The 19,381-nt window shown below is 62.6% G+C and carries 10 protein-coding genes and 1 pseudogene; 8 read left to right on the top strand and 3 right to left on the bottom strand.

The features are described from left to right. Nucleotides 1-157 precede the first annotated feature (157 nt). Both QYH69_RS25335 and QYH69_RS25340 read right to left on the bottom strand, forming a co-directional pair. Complete coding sequence (locus QYH69_RS25335; protein WP_308834505.1) at nucleotides 158-3,748, bottom strand: discoidin domain-containing protein; 3,591 nt, start codon at nucleotides 3,746-3,748, stop codon at nucleotides 158-160. Nucleotides 3,749-4,670: 922 nt separating this feature from the next. Then, nucleotides 4,671-8,399 (bottom strand): annotated as a pseudogene (locus QYH69_RS25340) (immunoglobulin domain-containing protein); the annotation flags it as partial. 774 nt (nucleotides 8,400-9,173) lie between these two features. Between QYH69_RS25340 and QYH69_RS25345 the strand changes: the two are divergent. The 8 genes from QYH69_RS25345 (at nucleotide 9,174) to QYH69_RS25380 (ending at nucleotide 18,146) form a co-directional block, all read left to right on the top strand. Beyond that, nucleotides 9,174-10,799 (top strand): M85 family metallopeptidase, encoded by a 1,626-nt coding sequence (locus tag QYH69_RS25345; RefSeq protein WP_308834474.1) that lies wholly within the window; start codon nucleotides 9,174-9,176, stop codon nucleotides 10,797-10,799. 246 nt (nucleotides 10,800-11,045) lie between these two features. Then, the gene (locus QYH69_RS25350) at nucleotides 11,046-11,879 is read left to right on the top strand and encodes an IclR family transcriptional regulator (RefSeq protein ID WP_308834475.1); all 834 of its coding nucleotides are present in this window, start codon (nucleotides 11,046-11,048) and stop codon (nucleotides 11,877-11,879) included. Between the two features lie 42 nt (nucleotides 11,880-11,921). Next, nucleotides 11,922-13,226, top strand: a complete 1,305-nt coding sequence (locus QYH69_RS25355; RefSeq protein WP_308834506.1) for an MFS transporter — start codon at nucleotides 11,922-11,924, stop codon at nucleotides 13,224-13,226. A 36-nt stretch (nucleotides 13,227-13,262) separates the two neighbouring features. Further along, a complete protein-coding gene (locus QYH69_RS25360) occupies nucleotides 13,263-14,288 on the top strand; it encodes an amidohydrolase family protein (protein WP_308834476.1) in 1,026 nt (341 codons plus the stop codon). A gap of 13 nt (nucleotides 14,289-14,301) precedes the next feature. Beyond that, nucleotides 14,302-14,985 carry a 4-carboxy-4-hydroxy-2-oxoadipate aldolase/oxaloacetate decarboxylase gene (gene ligK, locus QYH69_RS25365; RefSeq protein WP_308834477.1) on the top strand — a complete coding sequence of 228 codons (684 nt, stop codon included), beginning with the start codon at nucleotides 14,302-14,304 and terminating at the stop codon, nucleotides 14,983-14,985. A 121-nt stretch (nucleotides 14,986-15,106) separates the two neighbouring features. After that, a complete protein-coding gene (locus QYH69_RS25370) occupies nucleotides 15,107-15,865 on the top strand; it encodes a 2OG-Fe(II) oxygenase (RefSeq protein ID WP_308834507.1) in 759 nt (252 codons plus the stop codon). Between the two features lie 223 nt (nucleotides 15,866-16,088). Then, entirely contained in the window at nucleotides 16,089-17,297 is a 1,209-nt protein-coding gene (locus QYH69_RS25375) for an MFS transporter (protein ID WP_308834478.1), read from the top strand. Between the two features lie 261 nt (nucleotides 17,298-17,558). Beyond that, nucleotides 17,559-18,146: an ABATE domain-containing protein gene (locus QYH69_RS25380; RefSeq protein WP_308834479.1), complete on the top strand. Its 588-nt coding sequence runs from the start codon at nucleotides 17,559-17,561 to the stop codon at nucleotides 18,144-18,146. Between the two features lie 36 nt (nucleotides 18,147-18,182). Here the strand turns inward: QYH69_RS25380 and QYH69_RS25385 are convergent, their stop codons facing one another. Then, the gene (locus QYH69_RS25385; protein ID WP_308834480.1) at nucleotides 18,183-18,773 is read right to left on the bottom strand and encodes a CGNR zinc finger domain-containing protein; all 591 of its coding nucleotides are present in this window, start codon (nucleotides 18,771-18,773) and stop codon (nucleotides 18,183-18,185) included. Nucleotides 18,774-19,381: the final 608 nt, after the last annotated feature.

The following is a 19,381-nucleotide window of genomic DNA, read 5'->3' on the forward strand; positions in this document are numbered from 1 at the left end:
TGCCTGTGCCGCTGTGCGAAGCACCGCGTCTGCCCTGCCTGCGGACCGTGCATCACCGCCATGCTACTCATGCCATGCCGCCACATCGATACTCTCCTCGATGCGCCCGCGGATGCGGGCGCCCTTTCGCTTTACTGATGCTTTACCGATTGCGTGCTCAGAAGCCGATTCCGAGCACCACATGCTCCGGCTGCGGTGCAACGATCGTCGAGCTCGCATCGTTCACGTCGTCATACGCGAAGCCGTAGTCGAGTCCGCTGATGCCGTGGTCGTGGAAGAACCGCGCGTACTCGTTCGACGGCGAAGCTGCATACCACGCGGCCGGGTTCGCCCACTTGCTGACGTCTTCCGCCACGTGGCGATTCAACGCGGCGCAGAGCTGCGCCTCGATCGCCAGTTCCGTCGAATTGCCCGTTGCGAGCGCACCGCTGCCCTGCAGCACGTCCTGCGTGGTCGGCTTGTTGACGACGTACGTGCCGCCGACGAACGCGCCGTTGTTCAGGTTCGTTTCGCTGAACACGAGCTGGTCGCCCTGCACCTTGCCGACGAACTGACGGCTATTGCCGAACATGTTCAGCACAAGGCTGTTCGACGAGTAGTACGTCCAGACCTCTTTCACGTACGCGTCAAAGTAATTGCCGTTCGGCTGGCCGGCCGCGAAGCTGCCCTTGGCCGGCGCCATGATGCGGAACTGCGACGCCGGCTGCGGCTGGAACGCGGACGACACTTCGCTTGCGTACGCGGCGAACAGATCCGCGCGGCGCTGCGTGATACCGGTCTGCTGGTGGAACGTGTGATTCGAGCCGTACACGTCTTCGGTCAGCGGGAAGCCGAACTCGTCGACCTGCGTCGTGTTGAGCCACAGGCCCGAATCGTTGTACGTGAACTCATACCAGTCGAAGATCACGTTCAGGTTCGGGTCGGTCGGGTTCTGCGGATTCGGGCCGGCGAAACCGATCTGGTTGTTCGCATCGGTCAGGATCTTCAGGTACACGGGGGTGCCCAGCGACACGTAAATGCGGCCCGAGAACAGCTTGGGCAACTGCAGCGTCTTGCTCTGCGCAAGCGTGAACGCATAATTCGCGTAGTTCTGTCCGTCCGGTCCCGTCAGGTGATTCGGCGCATCGTTGTCCGACACGGCCGACGCGACAATCGTGCCGTCCGGCTTGAGCCACGCGAACTGGCCCGTCGCCGGGTCGCGCGCGATCACGAGCACATACACCTTGTCGTCCGGATACGCGCCGTTCGTGTTGTTCGCGAGATCGACGCTGACGAAGCCCGGCGTCACCGTGTAGTTCGGGAACGCACTGTTCACCGTCAACGTCGCGTCGTTCGACGTCACCGGACCGTTCGGGCCCGTCACGACGACGCTGTACACCGCGCCGCTGTCGCCGGCCGCCGTGACCGGCGTGTCGTACGTGCGGCTCGTCGCGTTTGCGATCGGCGTGGCGTTACGACGCCACTGATACGTGAACGGACCGTTGCCCGACGGCAGGACCGCGAAGTGGCCGTTCTGGCCGACCGGCACGGTCTGGCTCGCCGGCTGCTCGATAAAGGCAGCGACCGGCGCGCTCGTCGTGGCACCGCTGTTGTACAGCTGGAACTCGAAGATCGAGTCGCCGTACTGCGTCGAGCGCTGCGTCATGTTGATGCGCACGTAGCGTGCGGTCGCAGCCGCGAACTTCAGATCTTCGACACCGCCTTTGCCTTCGTTCTGCGTGAACACGGGCGTCCAGTTCTGGTTGTCGCTGGACGTCTGGATCTGGTACGCGGTCGCATGCGCATCCTGCCAGTTGATCACTGCACGATCGAACGTCTGTGCCGTGCCGAGATCGACTTCGAGCCACTGCGGATCGGAGAACCCCGACGAGAAGCGCGTCGTCAGGTCGCCGTCCACCGCTGCCGACGCCGGCAGCCCGTCGTTTTCGAGGCTGCTCGCCGTCGCCGTCCTGTGCAACGCGAGGTTTACGCTCGCGGCTTGCGGCACGAAGTTCACGCTGATCGTGTGCGAGCCGGTCACATTGGTGAACGTATAGGTCGACTGCACGCCGACTTCCTGGCCGTCGACGAACATCGCACCGACACCGTAGCCTTGCGCCGGCACTGCCGTGAACGTCTGCGTGGCGCCTGCGTCGATATTGACCGTGCCTGACGGGCTCAGCGTACCGTTCGCGTCGCCGCTTGCCGTAATCGCCACCTTCGGCGTGGTCGCGTTGTTATAGACCTCGAATTCGAACAGCGAGTAACCAAACTGCGACGCACGTTTCACACCTTGCATGCGCACGTAGCGCGCGGTCGTCGCCGGCACCGTCAGGTCTTCGGTGCCGCCCTTGCCGGCGTTCTGCGTGAACACCGGGGTCCAGTTGTTGCCGTCGTTCGACGCCTGCAGCTGATAAGCCGAGCCGTAGGCGTTTTCCCAACGCAGCACGATGCGGTTGAACAGCTGCGCCTGACCCAGATCGACTTCGAGCCATGCGTTGTCGTTGAAGTCCGACGACCAGCGCGAGTTCGGATCGCCGTCGACCGCGGCGGACGCCGGGTAGCCGTCGCCCTGCGTGCCGCTCGCCGTCGCGAGCTTGCCGAGCGCGAGATTGCCGTTCGACGCTTGCACCGGATTCGTATTGTTGCTACCGGTATTGCTGCCCGTGCTGCCACCGGTGTTGGTGCCCGTGTTGCTGCCGGTGTTAGTGCCGGTGCCCGCATCGGTTGCGCCGCCGGTGCTGCTGCCGGTGCTGCCACCGGCGTCGCCGGTCGTCGGCATGTTGAACACTTCGAACTCGAACAGCGAGTTGCCGTAGTCACTGCTGCGTTGCGTGCTGTTCATCCGCACGTAACGGGCCGTGACGGTCGCAAACGAAATGTCCTCGACGCCGCCCTTGCCGTCGTCCTGCGTGAACACCGGCGTCCAGTTGTTGCCGTCGTTCGACGTCTGGATCTGGTACTTGACGGAGTGCGCGTTCTCCCAGAACAGCATCACGCGGTTGAACGTGCGCTGCGTGCCGAAGTCGAGCGTGATCCACGACGGGTCGACAAAGGCCGACGACCAGCGCGTGTTCAGATTGCCGTCCACTGCATTCGACGCCGGATATCCGTCGTTCTCGAGACCGCTCGCGGTCGCCTTCGCGCCAAGCGCAAGGTTCACCGCACCGGCACTCGGGCCGAACGTGACGTTCACCGTATGCGGCATCAACACGTCGTTGAACGTATAGCTGCTCACGAGACCGACGTTCTGACCGTCCACCTGCACAGCCGTCACCGCATTGCCGTCAGCCGGCGTGAACGTGTAAGTCACGGGACCGCCCTGCAACACCTGCGTCGTGCCGGCCGGCGCGATCGTACCGCTGCCGGTCGACGTCGCCGTGATGGCGAACTGCGGCGTATTGGCCGTGTTGTACACACCGAACTCGAACAGCGAGTAGCCGAACTGCGTGGCGCGCTTCGTGCCGTGCATCCGCACATAGCGAGCCGTGGTGGCCTTGAAGCGCACGTCTTCCGTGCCGCCCTTGCCGCCCGTTTCCGTATACACCGGCGTCCAGCTCGAATCGTCGTCGCTGCCGTCGTTCGACACCTGGATCTGATAGTCGACCGCGAACGAGTCCTGCCATTGCAGCACGACACGATCGAAGGTCTGGGCCGAACCGAGATCGATCTTGATCCACTGCGGATCGGCGAAGGCCGACGACCAGCGCGTACCGTCGTAAGTCGGATCGTAGCCATGTCGTTCTGTGAGCCAAGGAGTTGGTAGAATGTTTTGTCTTCCTAAGACCGCTTGGCCTCCGACTTAGGTTGGCCGACGGAGCCGGCGGGGTGCCGCCGTTGCCGCCGTTTCCGCCATTGCCGCCGTCGCCCCCGTTACCGCCATTGCCACCGTTGCCGGCTGCCGTGACAGTCAACGTCGCGTTGCCGCTCGACGTGCTGCCGCCGCCATTGCTGACGATCACCGAGATCGTCGCGCCGTTGTCGGTTGCCGCCACCGTCGGCGCCGTGACGAAGGTCGGAATCGTCGTGATCGCGACCGGCTTGCCGTTCTCGAACCACTGGTAGCTGAACGGCCCGACGCTCTTCGGATCGATGCCGACCGTGAATTGCGCCGACGTGCCTTCGGCGGCCGACTGGTTAGCCGGCTGCGCGATGATGACCGGCGCGACGATCGACGGACCCGCCACGCACAGCGAGGCGCCCGGCGTGTTGTTCTTGATGCCGAACGTCGCGTTGCCCTGCGAGTCGACGATAAACGCGTCGCCCGGCGTCGACTGCACGTCGGTCGTCGTCCACGTCGTCCACGGCAGCGGGAACGCACACTGTGCGTAGTTCGCGCGAGCGATCGTCAGTGCCTCGGCCTGCGTCGGCAGACGCATGCCGATCGAGTTGCAGTACTCCGCTGCGAGATCCTGCGTGAACTGCGCGCCTTGCTGGCGGAACGTCGTCGAGAACTGCTGCCACGTCTGGCCGCTCACGTTGTCGCGCACGGTCGGCACGAACGGGCCCGAACCGAGTTGCGACAGATCCGACGGCGGCACATAGGTGCCCGACTTCGCCGGAATCGGCGTGAAGCGCTCGGTGTTGCTCTGCGCATCGCATTGCGGCACGTCGTAGACGCCGAACTCGAACAGCGAATAGCCGAAATCCGTATGGCGATGCTCGCCGAGCATGCGCACGAAACGCGCCGACGTGCTGCGCAGCGGGATCGTTTCGGTGCCGCCCGTCCCCGCGGATTGCGTGTAGATCGAGGTCCACTGCTTGTTGTCGCCCGTATCGTTCGATACCTGGATTTCGTACTGGTCGGCGTATGCGTTTTCCCACGCGAGCACGATCTGGTCGAACGTGCGCACGGTGCCGAGGTCGAGCTGGATCCACTGCGGGTCCACGCCGGCCTGCGACGACCAGCGCGTCGCGAAGCTGCCGTCGTTGACGAACTTCGGTCCGAGACCGTCGTTCTCGACGCTGCTCGACGTCGCCGTCGCGCCGATCGCGAGGTTCGTCGCGCCGCCGCCGCTCACGCTCAGCGTGACCGGACCGGCGGTCACGCTGCCGGCGCCGTTGCTGACGGTGACCGTATAGTCGCCGTTATCGCTATCGGTCGCCGACGTGATCACGAGGCTCTTGCTGTTCGTGCCGACCACCTTGCCGTCGTGCTTCCACTGGTAGGTGAGCGGGTCCGAGCCGCTCGCGCTGACGCTGAACGTCACGTTCTGGCCGAGCGTCACGCTCTGGCTGCGCGGCGGGATCAGGATGCTCGGGAACGTGCCCTGACCGACCGTCAGCGACGCGCTGTTCGACGTCACCTGGCCCGCGCTGTTCTTCACGAGAACGCTGTAGGCCGTGTTGTTATCCGCAAGCGTCGTGACCGGCGTGATATAGGTAGGACGCGTCTCGCCCTGGATGGCTGCGCCGTTTTTCATCCACTGATAGCTGAGCACGGGCGAGCCATCCGCGATCACGTCGAATTCCGCGGTCAGACCGACCGTGACGGACTGCGGCACCGGCTGCGCAACGATCTTCGGCGTCGACGGCTGCACCACGGTAAGCGTGGCCGGATTCGACGTCTGGCTGTCGGTGCCGTTGCTGACCGCGACCGAATAGCTCGACTGGTCGTCGCTCGCCTGCAGCGTCGGCGTCGTATAGCTGAAGCCCGTGGCGCCCTGAATCGGCGTGTTGTTCTTCATCCACTGGAAGTGCAGCGGCGTCGCGCTCGCGGCGAGCACGTTGAAGGTCGCCGTGAGACCCACGGTCGACTTCTGGTCGAGCGGCTGGTTGATGATCTGCAGTCCCGATGCCTGCTGCGCACCGATGAGCAGGTCCTTGCCATCAAACGTTTGTGCGCTGCCCGTCGGCGCAACGTCGAAGCTCACCGTGCCGCTGCCGAGGTTCGGCGAACTCGCCGTGACGGTCACCGTGCCCGGCGTAAACGTGCTCCTGACGACGATCTGCGTCTGCCCGCCCTCGGCATAGAGGCTCGGCCAGCCCGGCGAGTGGAAATGCAGATCCTGGCCGTCCGATACGTAGTGATCGCTGCCGCCGCGGTACTCGCCTGCCGCCCCGCTCACATTGAACGTGATTTCCTGGTTCGCATCGGGTACCACGATGCCGTTCCTGTCGACCACGGCAACATGGATGATTTCAGCGTCCGTGCCGTTCGCCTTCATTTCGAACTGCGTGCCGTCCGGCTTCACGAGCTGCGGTTCGGCGCTCAGCACGATGTGGTCGGCTGCGCCGGCCGTCACGAGCTGATCCTGCGCGACCACTTCCTGCCGGTCGTTCAGACACTGCGCTACGAGCGTGCCCGCCTGAAACTGGACGTTATCCCAGTGCACCTGCCCCGGCAGCAGCGTCGTGCTCTGCGTCAGATTCGCGCTCGAATCCGACGACGTCGGATTCGGCACCTGCGGCGCGCCGACAGGCTGCCCGTTGAGCACAAGGCCGACCTGCGGACAGTTACTGAACGCGTTCACGGTCACGAGACCCGAGCGGTTCCACGTATGCGCGAGTTTAACGACCGGTTTGCGATCGAATGGCGTCCACGCCGCTTCGTAGATGTAGTACAGCAGACGCGGCAGGCGGTTCTGGTCCATCATCGATGCGCCGTTGCCGCGCACTTCGGAATTCAGCGTACCGTCGACCTGGTCGACGATTTCGCCGGGCGTGTCCGCAAGATACCAGTGTGCGATACCCATCGACTGGATCGCCACGCTCTGCACCCAGTTGTTCACGTACGGCGCGGCAAACGCAAGCTCGAAGTCGTACTTCGCGCGGCCGACGCCGTTGCCCCAGTATTCGGAGCCGATCGACGGCGTATCGGGGAAGTCGCGCTTCACGCCGATGTCGCAGCCGTCGCCGCTACAGCCGAGCAGCCCGCCGTTCGCCGGATTCGGCGTGCGGTCGGCCTGAACGCGCGTATTGACCGGATCCCAGGTCTGCGCGATGCGCTCGATATCCTGCGCGAGCGACGTGACCATCGCGCCGTTGTTCGCTTCCCACGCGAGCACCGACGGGTGGTTGCGGCCATTGATGATCATGTCGCGATGCAGCTCTTCCTTCAGCGCGACGTCGTTCGGCGTCTCGAGACACCCGGTCTTATCCTCCGTCTGGCACAGCGAACCGAAGCCGCCTTCGCCATCGCCGCTCGGCTGCAACATCATGATGCCGTACGCGTCCGAACCGTCGAGCCAGCCGGGAGCTTGCGACGAATGCCCCGGGCGGTACAGCGCGCCGCCCGCCTGTGCGAGCAGGCTCAGATCGCGCCATTGCAGCGCTTCCGGCACGGCCGATCCGAGCGCCGGAAAGTCGTAACGCCCCGACGCGCCCCATAGGTAGCGCGCGTGCCCGTTGAAGATCGGGAAATTCTTGTCCCACGTGAGCGTGCGGATGCCGAGCGGCGTTTCCTTTGCGTCGACCACCGTGCCGTTCACGCTGATCGTGTGGATCACGTGATACAGGTACGGGCCGCCGTTCGGATCATTGTTCGGATACCAGAGCGTCGGGTTCTTGACCGTCAGGACCTGCGTGAACGTCGTCGGGTTCAGACCCGGCGGTGCGTTGGCAGCCACGTTATTGGTCTGCTCGTCGCGCGCGACGACCACACCGTTCGCATCGACGATCTGCGTCGTCAGCGTCACGGGCTGGTCGGTCGAGTACTCGTTAAGCACGTTCGTCTGCACCTGGATCGTCGCCGAGGACGGGCTCGCTGCCGTCGTCGCGACATACGTACCCCACGTCTGCAGCACCGAGTAGACGTTCTCGGGAATGTGCAGGCGGTCCGTGATGTGCATGATCACCGGACGGAACAGACCGGAATCGCTCTGGCCGAAGCGGAACGCAGTGCTGAAGCCCGGTGCCTGGAAGAACGTGTCGTTGCGCGCGACCTTCACGGCGATCACGTTATCGCCGCCGTTGAAATCGAGGTACGGAGTCGCATCGACGATAAACGGGATGAAACCGACCACGTGCGTCGCGTTCGGGTTGATCGCGCTGTTGCCGTGAATCAGGTTGCCGTTGATGTACACCTGCGCGCCGACGTGGGCGCCCTGGAACTCGATCAGCACCTTGCGGTTCTGGAACGAGGGATCGATCTTGAAGTGCTTGCGGTACCAGGTGATGTTGCCGGTCAGCTCGCCCTCGCCGCCGCCCGACTGTTCGTTGATGAACGTGTCGTTATCGGATGGCGACTGCGGGACGCCTTTGAAGGCCCAGCTGGAGTCGTCAAACGTTTGCGTCGAATAGAGAGCGTTGTCGCTGTCCTTGGTGTACCGCCACGGTGTCTCGCCGAGATTGATGTCGAGACGGTTGGATGCCGGTACGACGACGCCCGCGACAGCGTGTGTCGCGGCGAATACCAGCAATAGCCAAAGAAGTGCAAGCCGGCCCGTGAGCCCCGATAAATGCCCAATGCGTTCGCGCATCGTGATTCCCTTCTTCTGGTTTTACTACGCGTGGCTTTCTTTCGCCCCATTCGGCACAGCTGGTCGAAAGTGGACGTCGAAGTGATTGAGGCGCCATTGAGAGCGCTATTCCCCGGGGCGCTATGATCCGGTGTTCATTTCATCGTAAAGATTGCAATGCGAAGTGCCGACTTTTAATACGAAGTTATTTTTCGTATTGTTACCCTTCAGGTACGCGTTATGCAGTAACCGGAGGTGCGACGGAATTTTGAAATGCGTCGGGCGTTCTCGCGCCGATCCTTTACTGGTATAGGTTCCCGCGAGGCATCCGATGTCAGGCCGGTGAACATGCAGCAGGCGCATTCAGGCGATTCGCCCGGCCATTTCTTCTTCGTAGTCGGCAATATAATTACACACAGAAAGCTTCTTATTATACTTTTGTAATATTAGAGAAAGAAAAGTATTCATTCAGGCGAACCCGCGACGGTCACCGGTTTGTCATGTTTCTGCCTGCTTTTGTTATCCAACGGTTAAGCCGCGAAAACATCGCCTTTTGCCAGATTCTTTAAATTTCTTTCATATTATTTACAGCGTCAGGCAGATGAATCCAGGCATGGCTTTTTAAAAGACGATTCACGCGCCACAAGGCCTGCGTTTGCGAAAAGAGCCAACAGGTTTGTCCATTACCCGCTGCACGCGATGCGCGGCAAGATGAGCAAGGCGCACCCATGCCGCGCCGCGCGGACGAAATCCGTCGTCCCGCGATGACTCATATTTCGTTATCCATATTTAAAAATGAACACAACGATCACAGGATCGAACCCTTGGCCGACCTCGTCGAGCTTTGGCGACGCCCCGCCGGACACCGGTATAGCTCAAGACGAAAGCAGGCACGCAGCCCGGGCGAACAATGCGCTGCGGCAACCGCCGCGAGCGAGGCGCGACGAGGCAAGCATCCCCACGAGGACATCCGATGCGTTCGCGGACTACGTGCTGCGCGCCGGCTCCCAGGCGCCCATGACCGAGGAACAGATGTTTTCCGCGCGCATCGGCATCCTGCGTTCCATCTCGGCGAGCCGCCCGCGACTGGCGGATCGGCAAACGGCCGACATGATCGGCAACACCTTGCTCGACGCGATGAACCGGTCGCCAGCTTTCCGTTCGGTGGTCAGTTACAGCTTCGCCCGGAACGGCGGACGCTTCGACAACCTCACGTTCAGGAACGAATACATCCACAACGCTTCCTACCTGGGTGCCATGACACGAATCGGCAGCATGACGATTTCCTACCTGCAGTCGCATGGAACGAATCCGCTGCCCGTCACTGCGGAATCCGACGCGAATCGCGCATGGAGAAACATTGGACCCTATGTGAATCTCGGCGTGGCGCCGAACCCGGATACGCCCGCTTCGCAGGCCTGGCAAGCCGTATTGATACACGAGATCACCCATCATCTGACCGGCGCGGACGATCCCCCCGCAAGTTCACAGGGCAGTCACCTGGGGCCGACCGAGATCATTGCGCGACGTATAGCAGGCGAGATGGGTTGGGACCTGCCGACATTCCGCGGCTACGGCGATCCGGCTCGCGTCGCGTATCACCTGCGAGCCAACTGGACCGGGCTCCTCGAAGCGGCGCAGCGCAATGGCGCACATGAGCACTCGTTTTTCGAGCGGCTGGAAAACATCAGCGATGCGCACGACGCGAGTTCCGATTTCCATGAGCTGGACCCGCCCGGCGCAGCGGGCAATGCGACCCATAACGCCTCCGTGCTTGCGGATATGGAGCCGGACGATCTCGAGCGCGTGCGCTTCCACGACGGCGAAGTGTCGTTCTTCCCGTTCGCCGACAGCGCCCCCGCGGGCAAACCCGACGGATACCAGAGCGCGTATGCGGCCAGCAGCGCAAGCTGGGATACGCAGGGCCGGTTTTTTCGCTACGGCGAACCGGTGGGCGGCAACCCGCACGTCCGGCAATACGATTTTCCCGACGGCAGCAAGGCCGTCATCACCGCGCACCAGCCGACACTGGCCGCGAGTGATCTGACCGGATTCGAGACGGCCGTGGCGGTGGGCGGCGCAGCGCTGGGCGGCGCCGTCGTCGGCTTTGTCGGCAGCGGCGGCAACCCGGCCGGCGCATACCTCGGCGGCGTAGCCGGTGCTGCCGCGGGATCGGCAATCGCGGCGAAGTTTCCCTACGACCGCATCTGGCAGGGTTATACGCTCGAGTACTTCAACCAGGGCGAGACGGCTCCGTTCTACACGCAGTCCATGTATGCGTGGGACAGCGGCTGGAGCCGGGTCGGCTTGCTATCGAGACAGCGCGATTCAAACCTTTGGCCCGATTACGCCGATACCAACCCCGACAAGAACTGGAACTGGTGGACGTGGAGAGCGGGCAACGCGCCCAAACGCACGTGACCTCGTCGGCGAAACGCTGAAGCGTGCCGGTTTCCCTTGCACGTGCGCATGCTCGATATTCCGGATTCCAAATCAACCTCCGAACGATGCCGTGAAGCGCCGGCCACTACTGCCCATCCGCCTCATTGCGCCTGAAAAACACGCAAGAGCGCGTTTGACACTACCCGAAAGCGTGTATTAGCATTGTTCCACACAGTGAATTTGTGTTCTATCTGATAGAACATACGCAGAAAACGGGAGACAGGCATGCCTCGTAGCAGCGAGAGCGCGCGGACGCCGCAGGGCGTCACAGCGAGCGGCATCGATGTGCTCGATCGCGCGGCCTCGATCCTTTTTGCGTTCCGGCGCGAGGACGAACCGCTGACGCTGACCCAACTATCGGAACGCACAGGGCTCTACAAAAGCACGCTGTCGCGGCTCGCGCATGCGCTTTGTCACCACAATCTCCTGAACCGTCGTGACGACGGGCGCTACTGGATCGGCCCGTCGATCATGCATCTGGGCGCGATCTACGAAGCCGGCTTCGATCTGCGCGACGTTCTTCTGCCCGTCATGAAAGAGCTCAATGTCGAGACCGGCGAAGCAGTGTCGTTTCATGTGCGTGAGCGCGATCATCGCGTGTGCCTCTATCGCATCTCGTCGCGCCATTCGATTCGCGCCGAAGTGCATCCGGGCGACGTGCAGTCGCTCGATCGCGGCGCCGGCGGGCGCGTGCTGCTCGCATTTTCGGGCAAACCCGGCGCGCCGTACGACGAGGTCCGCAGGCGCCACGTATATCTGTCGCTCGGCGAGCGAGACCCGGAAACGGCCGGGATCTCCGCACCGGTGTTCCGCGTCGGGCAGGAACTGGTTGGCGCACTCGGCATTGTCGGCCCGATCACGCGCATGGGGATCGACGAAATGGAATGTTATCGGCCGCGGCTCCTGCAGTTTGCGGCACAAGCCACCGCGGCGCTCGGCGGCGATGCTGCGCCGTTGCTGGCCGCCGCGGCAACGCCGGCCACCGCTTCCAGGCGGTCCGCCGCATCACCACAAGCGGGCGCCGGCGCGCGAAAGTCGCGCGTGCGGTCCGCACCCTAGACAAAGCCTTCCTCGCAAGCCGGGAAGCCGGGGAGAATGAGCATGCTTAGCTGGTACAAGGATCTGACGCAGCCCGAAAAGCGCACCTATTGGGCGTGTTTCAGCGGCTGGGGCCTCGACGCGATGGACACGCAGATGTATGCGCTTGCGATTCCGACACTGATTGCGCTGTGGGGCATGACGCGCGGCGAGGCGGGGCTGCTCGGCACGACGGTGCTGATCATGGCATCGCTCGGCGGCTGGATCGCCGGCATTCTGGCCGACCGCTATGGCCGCGTCCGCGTGCTGCAAATCACCATTTTGTGGTTCTCGCTGTTCACGCTGCTGTCGGCGTTCACCGATTCATTCGCGCAACTGATGATTACGCGCGGCCTGCAAGGGCTCGGCTTCGGCGGCGAATGGGCCGTCGGCGCGGTACTGATCAGCGAAACGATCCGCCCGCAGGTGCGCGGGCGCGCGGTCGGCTCGCTGCAGGCGGGCTGGGCAATCGGCTATGGCCTCGCCGTGCTGCTTTCCACGCTGCTGTTCAGTTCGCTCGCGCCGTCGCTTGCGTGGCGCGTGCTGTTCGCAGTCGGCATCGTGCCGACGCTGCTGGTGCTGTGGATTCGCCGCCATATCGAAGAAGCCCCGGTGTTCGCGCAGACCCGCCGCGAACATGCGGCCGATCGCCCAAGCATCTGGGCCGTGTTCGAAGGGCCGACGCGGATAACCACGCTCAAGGCGATCCTGCTCACGTTCGGCATCTACGGCGGCAACTACGTGATGATCACGTGGCTGCCCGCGTATCTGAAGCTCGTGCTGCATCTGTCGATCACGAACGTCGGCGGCTATCTCGCGATCAACATTCTCGGCTCGTTCGCCGGCGCTTTCCTGAATGGCTGGATGGCCGACCGTTTCGGCCGCCGCCGCACGTTTATCGTGATCGCGTGTCTGCAGGCCGTTGCGGTCGCAACCTATACGCTCGCGCCGATCACGCTGCCCGTCACGCTCGTGCTCGGCTTCGTGCTCGGCACGCTGCAGTCGGGCACGGCCGCCGGCACCGGCGCCTATATCGCCGAACTGTTTCCGACGCGCATCCGCGGCTCGGCGCAAGGGCTCTGCGGTAATGCGGGCCGCGCGATCGGCGCGATCATGCCGACCATGGTCGGCGTGCTGAGCGCAAAGCTCGAGCTCGGCGCGGCGATGGGGCTGTGTGCGTGCGTGTCGTACCTGCTCGTCGTGACCGCCGCATTGCTGCTGCCGGAAACGCGCGGACGCGATCTCTCACAGGTCAGCGACGAAGCGACGCCGGCCGCCGCCGACGCAGTCGATCACGCGAGCCGCACGGACAATGCCGTATCGCGCTAACTGCCCTGTTTCCGCTATCAATTCAAGGTTGGACGCATGATTATCGACGTACACGGGCATTACACGACCGCGCCTCAGGCGCTGGAAGCGTGGCGCAAGCGCCATATTGCCGCGCTCGGCAATCCGGCCGACATGCCGAAGCCGTCGGAACTGCGAATCGGCGACGACGAGCTGCGCGAATCCATCGAGACCAACCAGTTGCGCCTGATGCGCGAGCGCGGACTGGACCTCACGGTGTTCAGCCCGCGCGCGAGCTTTATGGCGCATCACATCGGCGACTTCTCCGTGTCGAGTACGTGGTCCGCGATCTGCAACGAACTGTGCTACCGCATCAGCGAGCTGTTTCCCGAGCATTTCGTCCCCGCGGCAATGCTGCCGCAAAGCCCCGGTGTCGATACGGCAACATGCATTCCCGAACTCGTCAGGTGCGTCGAGCAGTTCGGCAATGTCGCGATCAACCTGAACCCCGATCCTTCCGGCGGCCACTGGACGAGCCCACCGCTGTCCGACCGCTACTGGTACCCGATCTATGAAAAGATGGTGGAGTACGACATTCCCGCGATGATTCACGTCAGCACGAGTTGCAACGCGTGCTTCCATACGACGGGCGCGCACTACCTGAACGCCGACACGACCGCATTCATGCAATGCCTGACGTCGGACCTGTTCGGCGATTTCCCGACGCTGCGCTTCGTGATTCCGCACGGCGGCGGAGCGGTGCCCTATCACTGGGGTCGCTTTCGCGGGCTCGCGCAGGAGATGAAGAAGCCCCTTTTGCAGGAACACCTGCTGAACAATATTTTCTTCGACACCTGCGTCTACCATCAGCCCGGCATCGATCTGCTTACTCGCGTGATTCCCGTCGACAACATTCTGTTCGCGAGCGAAATGATCGGAGCCGTGCGTGGCATCGATCCTGAGACCGGCCATTACTTCGACGATACGAAACGCTATGTCGAAGCCGCCAGGGTGGACACCGAACAGCGCTACAAGATTTATGAGGGCAACGCGCGGCGCGTCTATCCGCGCCTGAACGCCAACCTTCTTGCACAGGGACGCTAAACAGGACACAGACATGTACGAACTCGGAGTTGTTTATCGCAACATTGCGCGCGCGGACAGCCGCGTTGCGGACGGTCTCGGCGCACTCGGCAGCGCCACCGTGCACGAAGCGATGGGCCGCACGGGCCTGATGAAGCCGTATGTGCGTCCGATCTACCCGGGCGCGCACGCATGGGGAACAGCGGTCACGGTGCTGCTGCATCCCGGCGATAACTGGATGCTGCATGTCGCCGCCGAACAGATCGAGCCCGGCGATTTCGTCGTGGCAGCAGTCACGGCCGATTGCACCGACGGCTATTTCGGCGACCTGCTCGCAACGAGTTTCAAGGCGCGCGGCGCGCGCGCGCTCGTCATCGATGCCGGCGTGCGCGATGTGACCGTACTGACCGAGATGGGCTTTCCGGTATGGAGCAAGGCGATTTCCGCGAAAGGCACGATCAAGGCGACGCTCGGTTCGGTCAACGTACCTGTGGTATGCGCGGGTGCGTTGGTGAATCCCGGCGACGTCGTCGTTGCCGATCAGGACGGCGTCGTCGTCGTGCCATCGGCGAACGCGCTCGCGACGCTCGAAAGAGCGGGTGCGAGAGAAGCAAACGAAGCAGAAAAGCGCGCGAAACTCGCATCGGGCGTGCTCGGTCTCGACATGTACCAGATGCGCGAGCCGCTCAGGACGCTCGGCCTGCGCTATATCGACTGAACCGCTTGTGCCGGATTAGACCGCAAGACCCGGAGTGCGCGTGCCTCGCGGCATCGGTAAACTAGCCTTTCGACATTGAAAGGCTGTGCAACGATACGAGGGGGTCGAGATGGAAATCGCCATGCAGGGAGCGCGGCACGCCGCTGACGCGGGGGCAAGCGTTTTGCCGGACCGGCCTGTCGACGAACGCGTCGCGTCGCTTGACTGGCCGTGCATCGAAGACGGGCTCGACAGCTTCGGCTGCGCGACTGCCGCCGGCCTCCTCGACCCGCAAGAGTGCGATCGGCTCGCGGGGCTTTACACGCAAGACGCAATCTTCCGCTCGCGCGTCGTCATGGAGCGGCACGGCTTTGGGCGCGGCGAATACAAATACTTCGCCTACCCGCTGCCCGATATCATCGGCGCCCTGCGCGGCGCGCTCTACCCTCACCTCGTCGCCGTGGCGAATCGCTGGAACGAGGCGCTGCGCATCGGCGTGCGCTATCCGTCATCGCATCGCGACTTCATCGAGCGCTGTCATCGTGCCGGGCAGACGCGGCCGACGCCGCTGCTGCTTCAATACAAGTCCGGCGACTACAACTGTCTGCACCAGGACCTTTACGGCGAGCATGTATTTCCGATTCAGGTGGCAATTCTGCTCTCGGAACCCGGCAAGGACTTCACCGGCGGCGAATTCGTCATGACCGAGCAGCGACCGCGAATGCAGTCGCGCGCGGAAGTGGTACCGCTGAACAAGGGCGATGCCGTCATCTTTACCGTCAACAGCCGGCCCGTGCAGGGCACGCGTGGCGTCTATCGCGTGAATTTGCGGCATGGGGTCAGCCGCCTTCGTTCGGGGCATCGGCACACCGTCGGCGTGATCTTTCACGACGCACAGTGATTGGGGGCGGCCGTTTCGTCTCACCAAAGGTGGGCGGACATTCTTCTACCGGAACAAAGGTGGCCGACAATACAATCGATCGTAGCGATTGGCCATCTCGCTTTGCAATTCCATTCGCCCGGGAATAGGACGGGGTGTTCGTCCGTTCGGCATTAATACACGGCAACGTGTTTTAACTGGAGCACCTCCTATGTCAAACGCTCCGCCCGGTCCTCGGAACAGAATGGCTCACGTCACGGAAACACCCGCATTCGATCGCCGCGTATGGCTGTTGGCGCTTGCCTTTTTCGCCATCGGCACGGATTTCAACGTCGTTTCAGGCATTTTGCCGTCGCTCGCACAAAGCCTCGGTGTCAGCGTGCCCGCTGCCGGCCAGGTCGTCAGCTCCTACGCGCTGTTCTATGCGGTATGCGCACCGGTGCTCGCGGGACTAACGGCGCATGTCCCGCGCAAACCGCTAATCGTTATATCGCTGACGGCGTTCGCGGCCGCCAACGCGGCGTCCGCGCTGTCTCCAACCTACGCATTCCTGATCGGCACGCGCATCGTCGCGGCCTTCGCCGCCAGCATGTTCTCGCCGGCCGCTTACGGACTCGCCGCGACGCTCGCGCGGGCGGATCGAAGGGGCGCCGCGCTGTCCGCGGCCTTGTCGGGCATCACGATCTCGCTCGTCGTGGGTGTGCCGATCGGCGCCTACATCGGCAACCGCTTCGGCTGGCCCGGCAGCTTCTGGTTTGTCACCGCGCTCGCGCTAATCGGCGCCGCGAGCCTCGCGATGCGTTTGCCGCGAATCGATGCGCCAGCCGCGGCGCAAGCGCCCGGCCTCGCTGCCCGCTTCGCGCCCTTGGCCCATCGCGAGGTACTGCTCGGCATGACGCCCTCGCTCGTCTGGTACGTGGCGATGTTTTCGCTATATACGTATCTGGGCGCCGCAATGACCGAGCGCGGCATGACAAAGGAAGAACTTAGCGCCATCTATGGTGCGTTCGGCGTGGGCTGCATCGCGGGCAACCATATCGGCGGCAAGTTAAGCGACCGGATCGGATCGCAACGCGTCGTCGCCGTCGCGCTCGTCATCCAGATTGCGAACCTCGTGTGGCTCGGTCTTGCCGGGTCGTCGATGATCGCCAATGCGTGCTCGATTGCGATTTTCGGCTTGAACATGTGGTTCCTGTTCCCCGCACAGCAAAGCCGGCTCCTTTCGATTGCGCCACAGCATGGCCCGCTTGTGCTTGCCTTGAACAACTCGACGATGTACCTCGGCGGCGCCATCGGATCGGCCGCTAGCGCGCTGCTGATTCGACACGGCATTGCGACGTCGAATCTGCCTTGGGTGTCGTGCGTGTTCTTCGTTGCGGCTCTCGTGCTGTTCGTGCTGTGTTCGTGGGCACTGAAGCGCAATGCCCCGTCCGGAAAGGAAGGCATGGCATGAGCGGCAGCGAGTCGTCGAGCCAGGCGGCGCGCAAGTCGCGCTAAATCCCCGCACCCGCTCCACCTGCGAACTGGTGCGCCGGCCGTTAGACGCCGGCGCCGTGCATCACCTTCCCGCCCCCGCCATACCGCCCCTCTGTCGGTACTGTTTTATCAAACTCTTCCTCTAGACCTCGCACTTCCGCGAGGCGATTTTTCGTAACTTGTCATATTTAGATTTAATAGTTACGCTTCATGGGTGATCTGTCCCGGAGAACCCGTTATGCCCACCCAATTCCTGACGCTATCCGACGATATGGTGCTTGATTTTCTCAACACGTCTTCCTCCGACGATACGCACTCGCACGAACATCTCGCCAGCGACCAGCACGTCATCGATTGGATGCGGGCGCATCGGCTTATCGGCACGAGGAAGCTGCCGCCATTTGCGGAAGGCGCATTGGTCAACACCGCACATGCGCTTAGAGAAGCGATCAGAAAGGCACTGTCCGAGCGCAAAGCAGGGGAGAAAGTCCACGTCGGATCGCTGAACGCATTCCTGACGCAAGGCCACTATCGGCTCACTCTGGTCCGACAATCGAACGGCCAGATGCGGCTCATGCACGAATACGAGCACTCGACACCTGAGCAGTTTCTTGCGCAAATCGCCGGCGCGGCAGCCGAACTGCTGGCCGCCGGAGACTTCGCGCTGATCAGGAAATGCGAGTCCGACACATGCTCGCTATGGTTCTACGATCGAACCAAGGCTCACCGGCGCCGCTGGTGCAGCATGGCGAGGTGCGGCAATCGCCGCAAGGTCGCCGCGTATCGCGCGCGCCGCAAAGGCCGCGCCGGCGCCGGAATTGCGTGACGCCTCCGCATCCTCTGCTGAGTCGAGCTCGCTCATTCATTGTTCGACGAGGCCGCCACAGAGTAGTCGCGTGCGAAAACGAGCTGCTTTCTGGCGGTTCCCGCAAATCGTCATGTTGCACCAGCGCCGCCTATGCGATTTCGTTCTGTCGTAAAACCACAGCGGACAGTCCGGCGATTCGCACTGGCGAATCAGCAGGAAATCGCCGCGAGCGAGCAGTTCCGCTGCGGCGATCGCGACAGGCACGAGCACCTGCATCGCCGTTTGCGCCGGGAACCGGTATAACGCATTCAAGTTTCCCTCGCCGTCCTCCGCGAGCTCCATTTGATAGCTGCCGGCGCTCAACACCCGGTTGAGCAGCTCGGCGTCCACGCACTGGCCCAGCTTTTTCTGCAACACCAGCTGACGCACATCCTCCCTCAACTGCCGAGCCTCTAACGCGAGATCGCAATAGAGGCCGTCTCCACGCATCTCAATCATATCGAGCAGCCCGGCCCGTTCCAGCCAGGCAAGCACATCGCTATCGGATTGAAAAAGATCCAGCAGCTGCCCATTCCGCGGTACGACGGTATTCAGGAATTCGAGCACCGCGTCCTGAGCGCGTACTGATGCCAATGGCGAAGCCATTGAATCCTCCACAAAAATGAACCGTGACTGTAACTTCTAACACCACACTTGACAAGTTACTCTTGTAATGAATCACAACCCATGCGCATGATTTCTTTAGCATAGGTCGACGGCTCATCTCAACAGGAAGATTCAGATCCGCTTTTCAGGTATGAGTGCGCACTCATACCTGCTACTCATACCTCGTCGCCCATCAAACGACAAAAATTTTGACTGACCGGGAGGGCTCGCAGATAGAGGAACGACGTTGATTAATGGACCAGCCAGATACCGTTCAATCGAATGCAATAACGGGAGATAGTGGAGCGAAGCCTTCGAAGGGCAAGCATAGGGCGCGAGCATCGCGCCTGCGGGAGAGCATGTCTCACATGCCGTGTCGTCATCGCTGCGTAGCGGTGACGCGGACCGACAGACGATCTCGAATTTTTTCGATGGCGATACGGAAATGACCGGTGTTCACAACTGTCCGATTGCGGCGGCCTGGAATGGTATTGCCTTCGTTAGTTTTCCCATTCATCTCATACCCTCAGCCCTCTCAATGCTGGCGTCGAAAGCCGAATGCGAACGACGATGCATTCAAGTCGGATCGTAGCCATGTCGTTCTGTGA

Origin of the sequence: Paraburkholderia sp. SARCC-3016 (assembly GCF_031119615.1) — a bacterium.
In the GTDB taxonomy this organism is placed as follows: domain Bacteria; phylum Pseudomonadota; class Gammaproteobacteria; order Burkholderiales; family Burkholderiaceae; genus Paraburkholderia.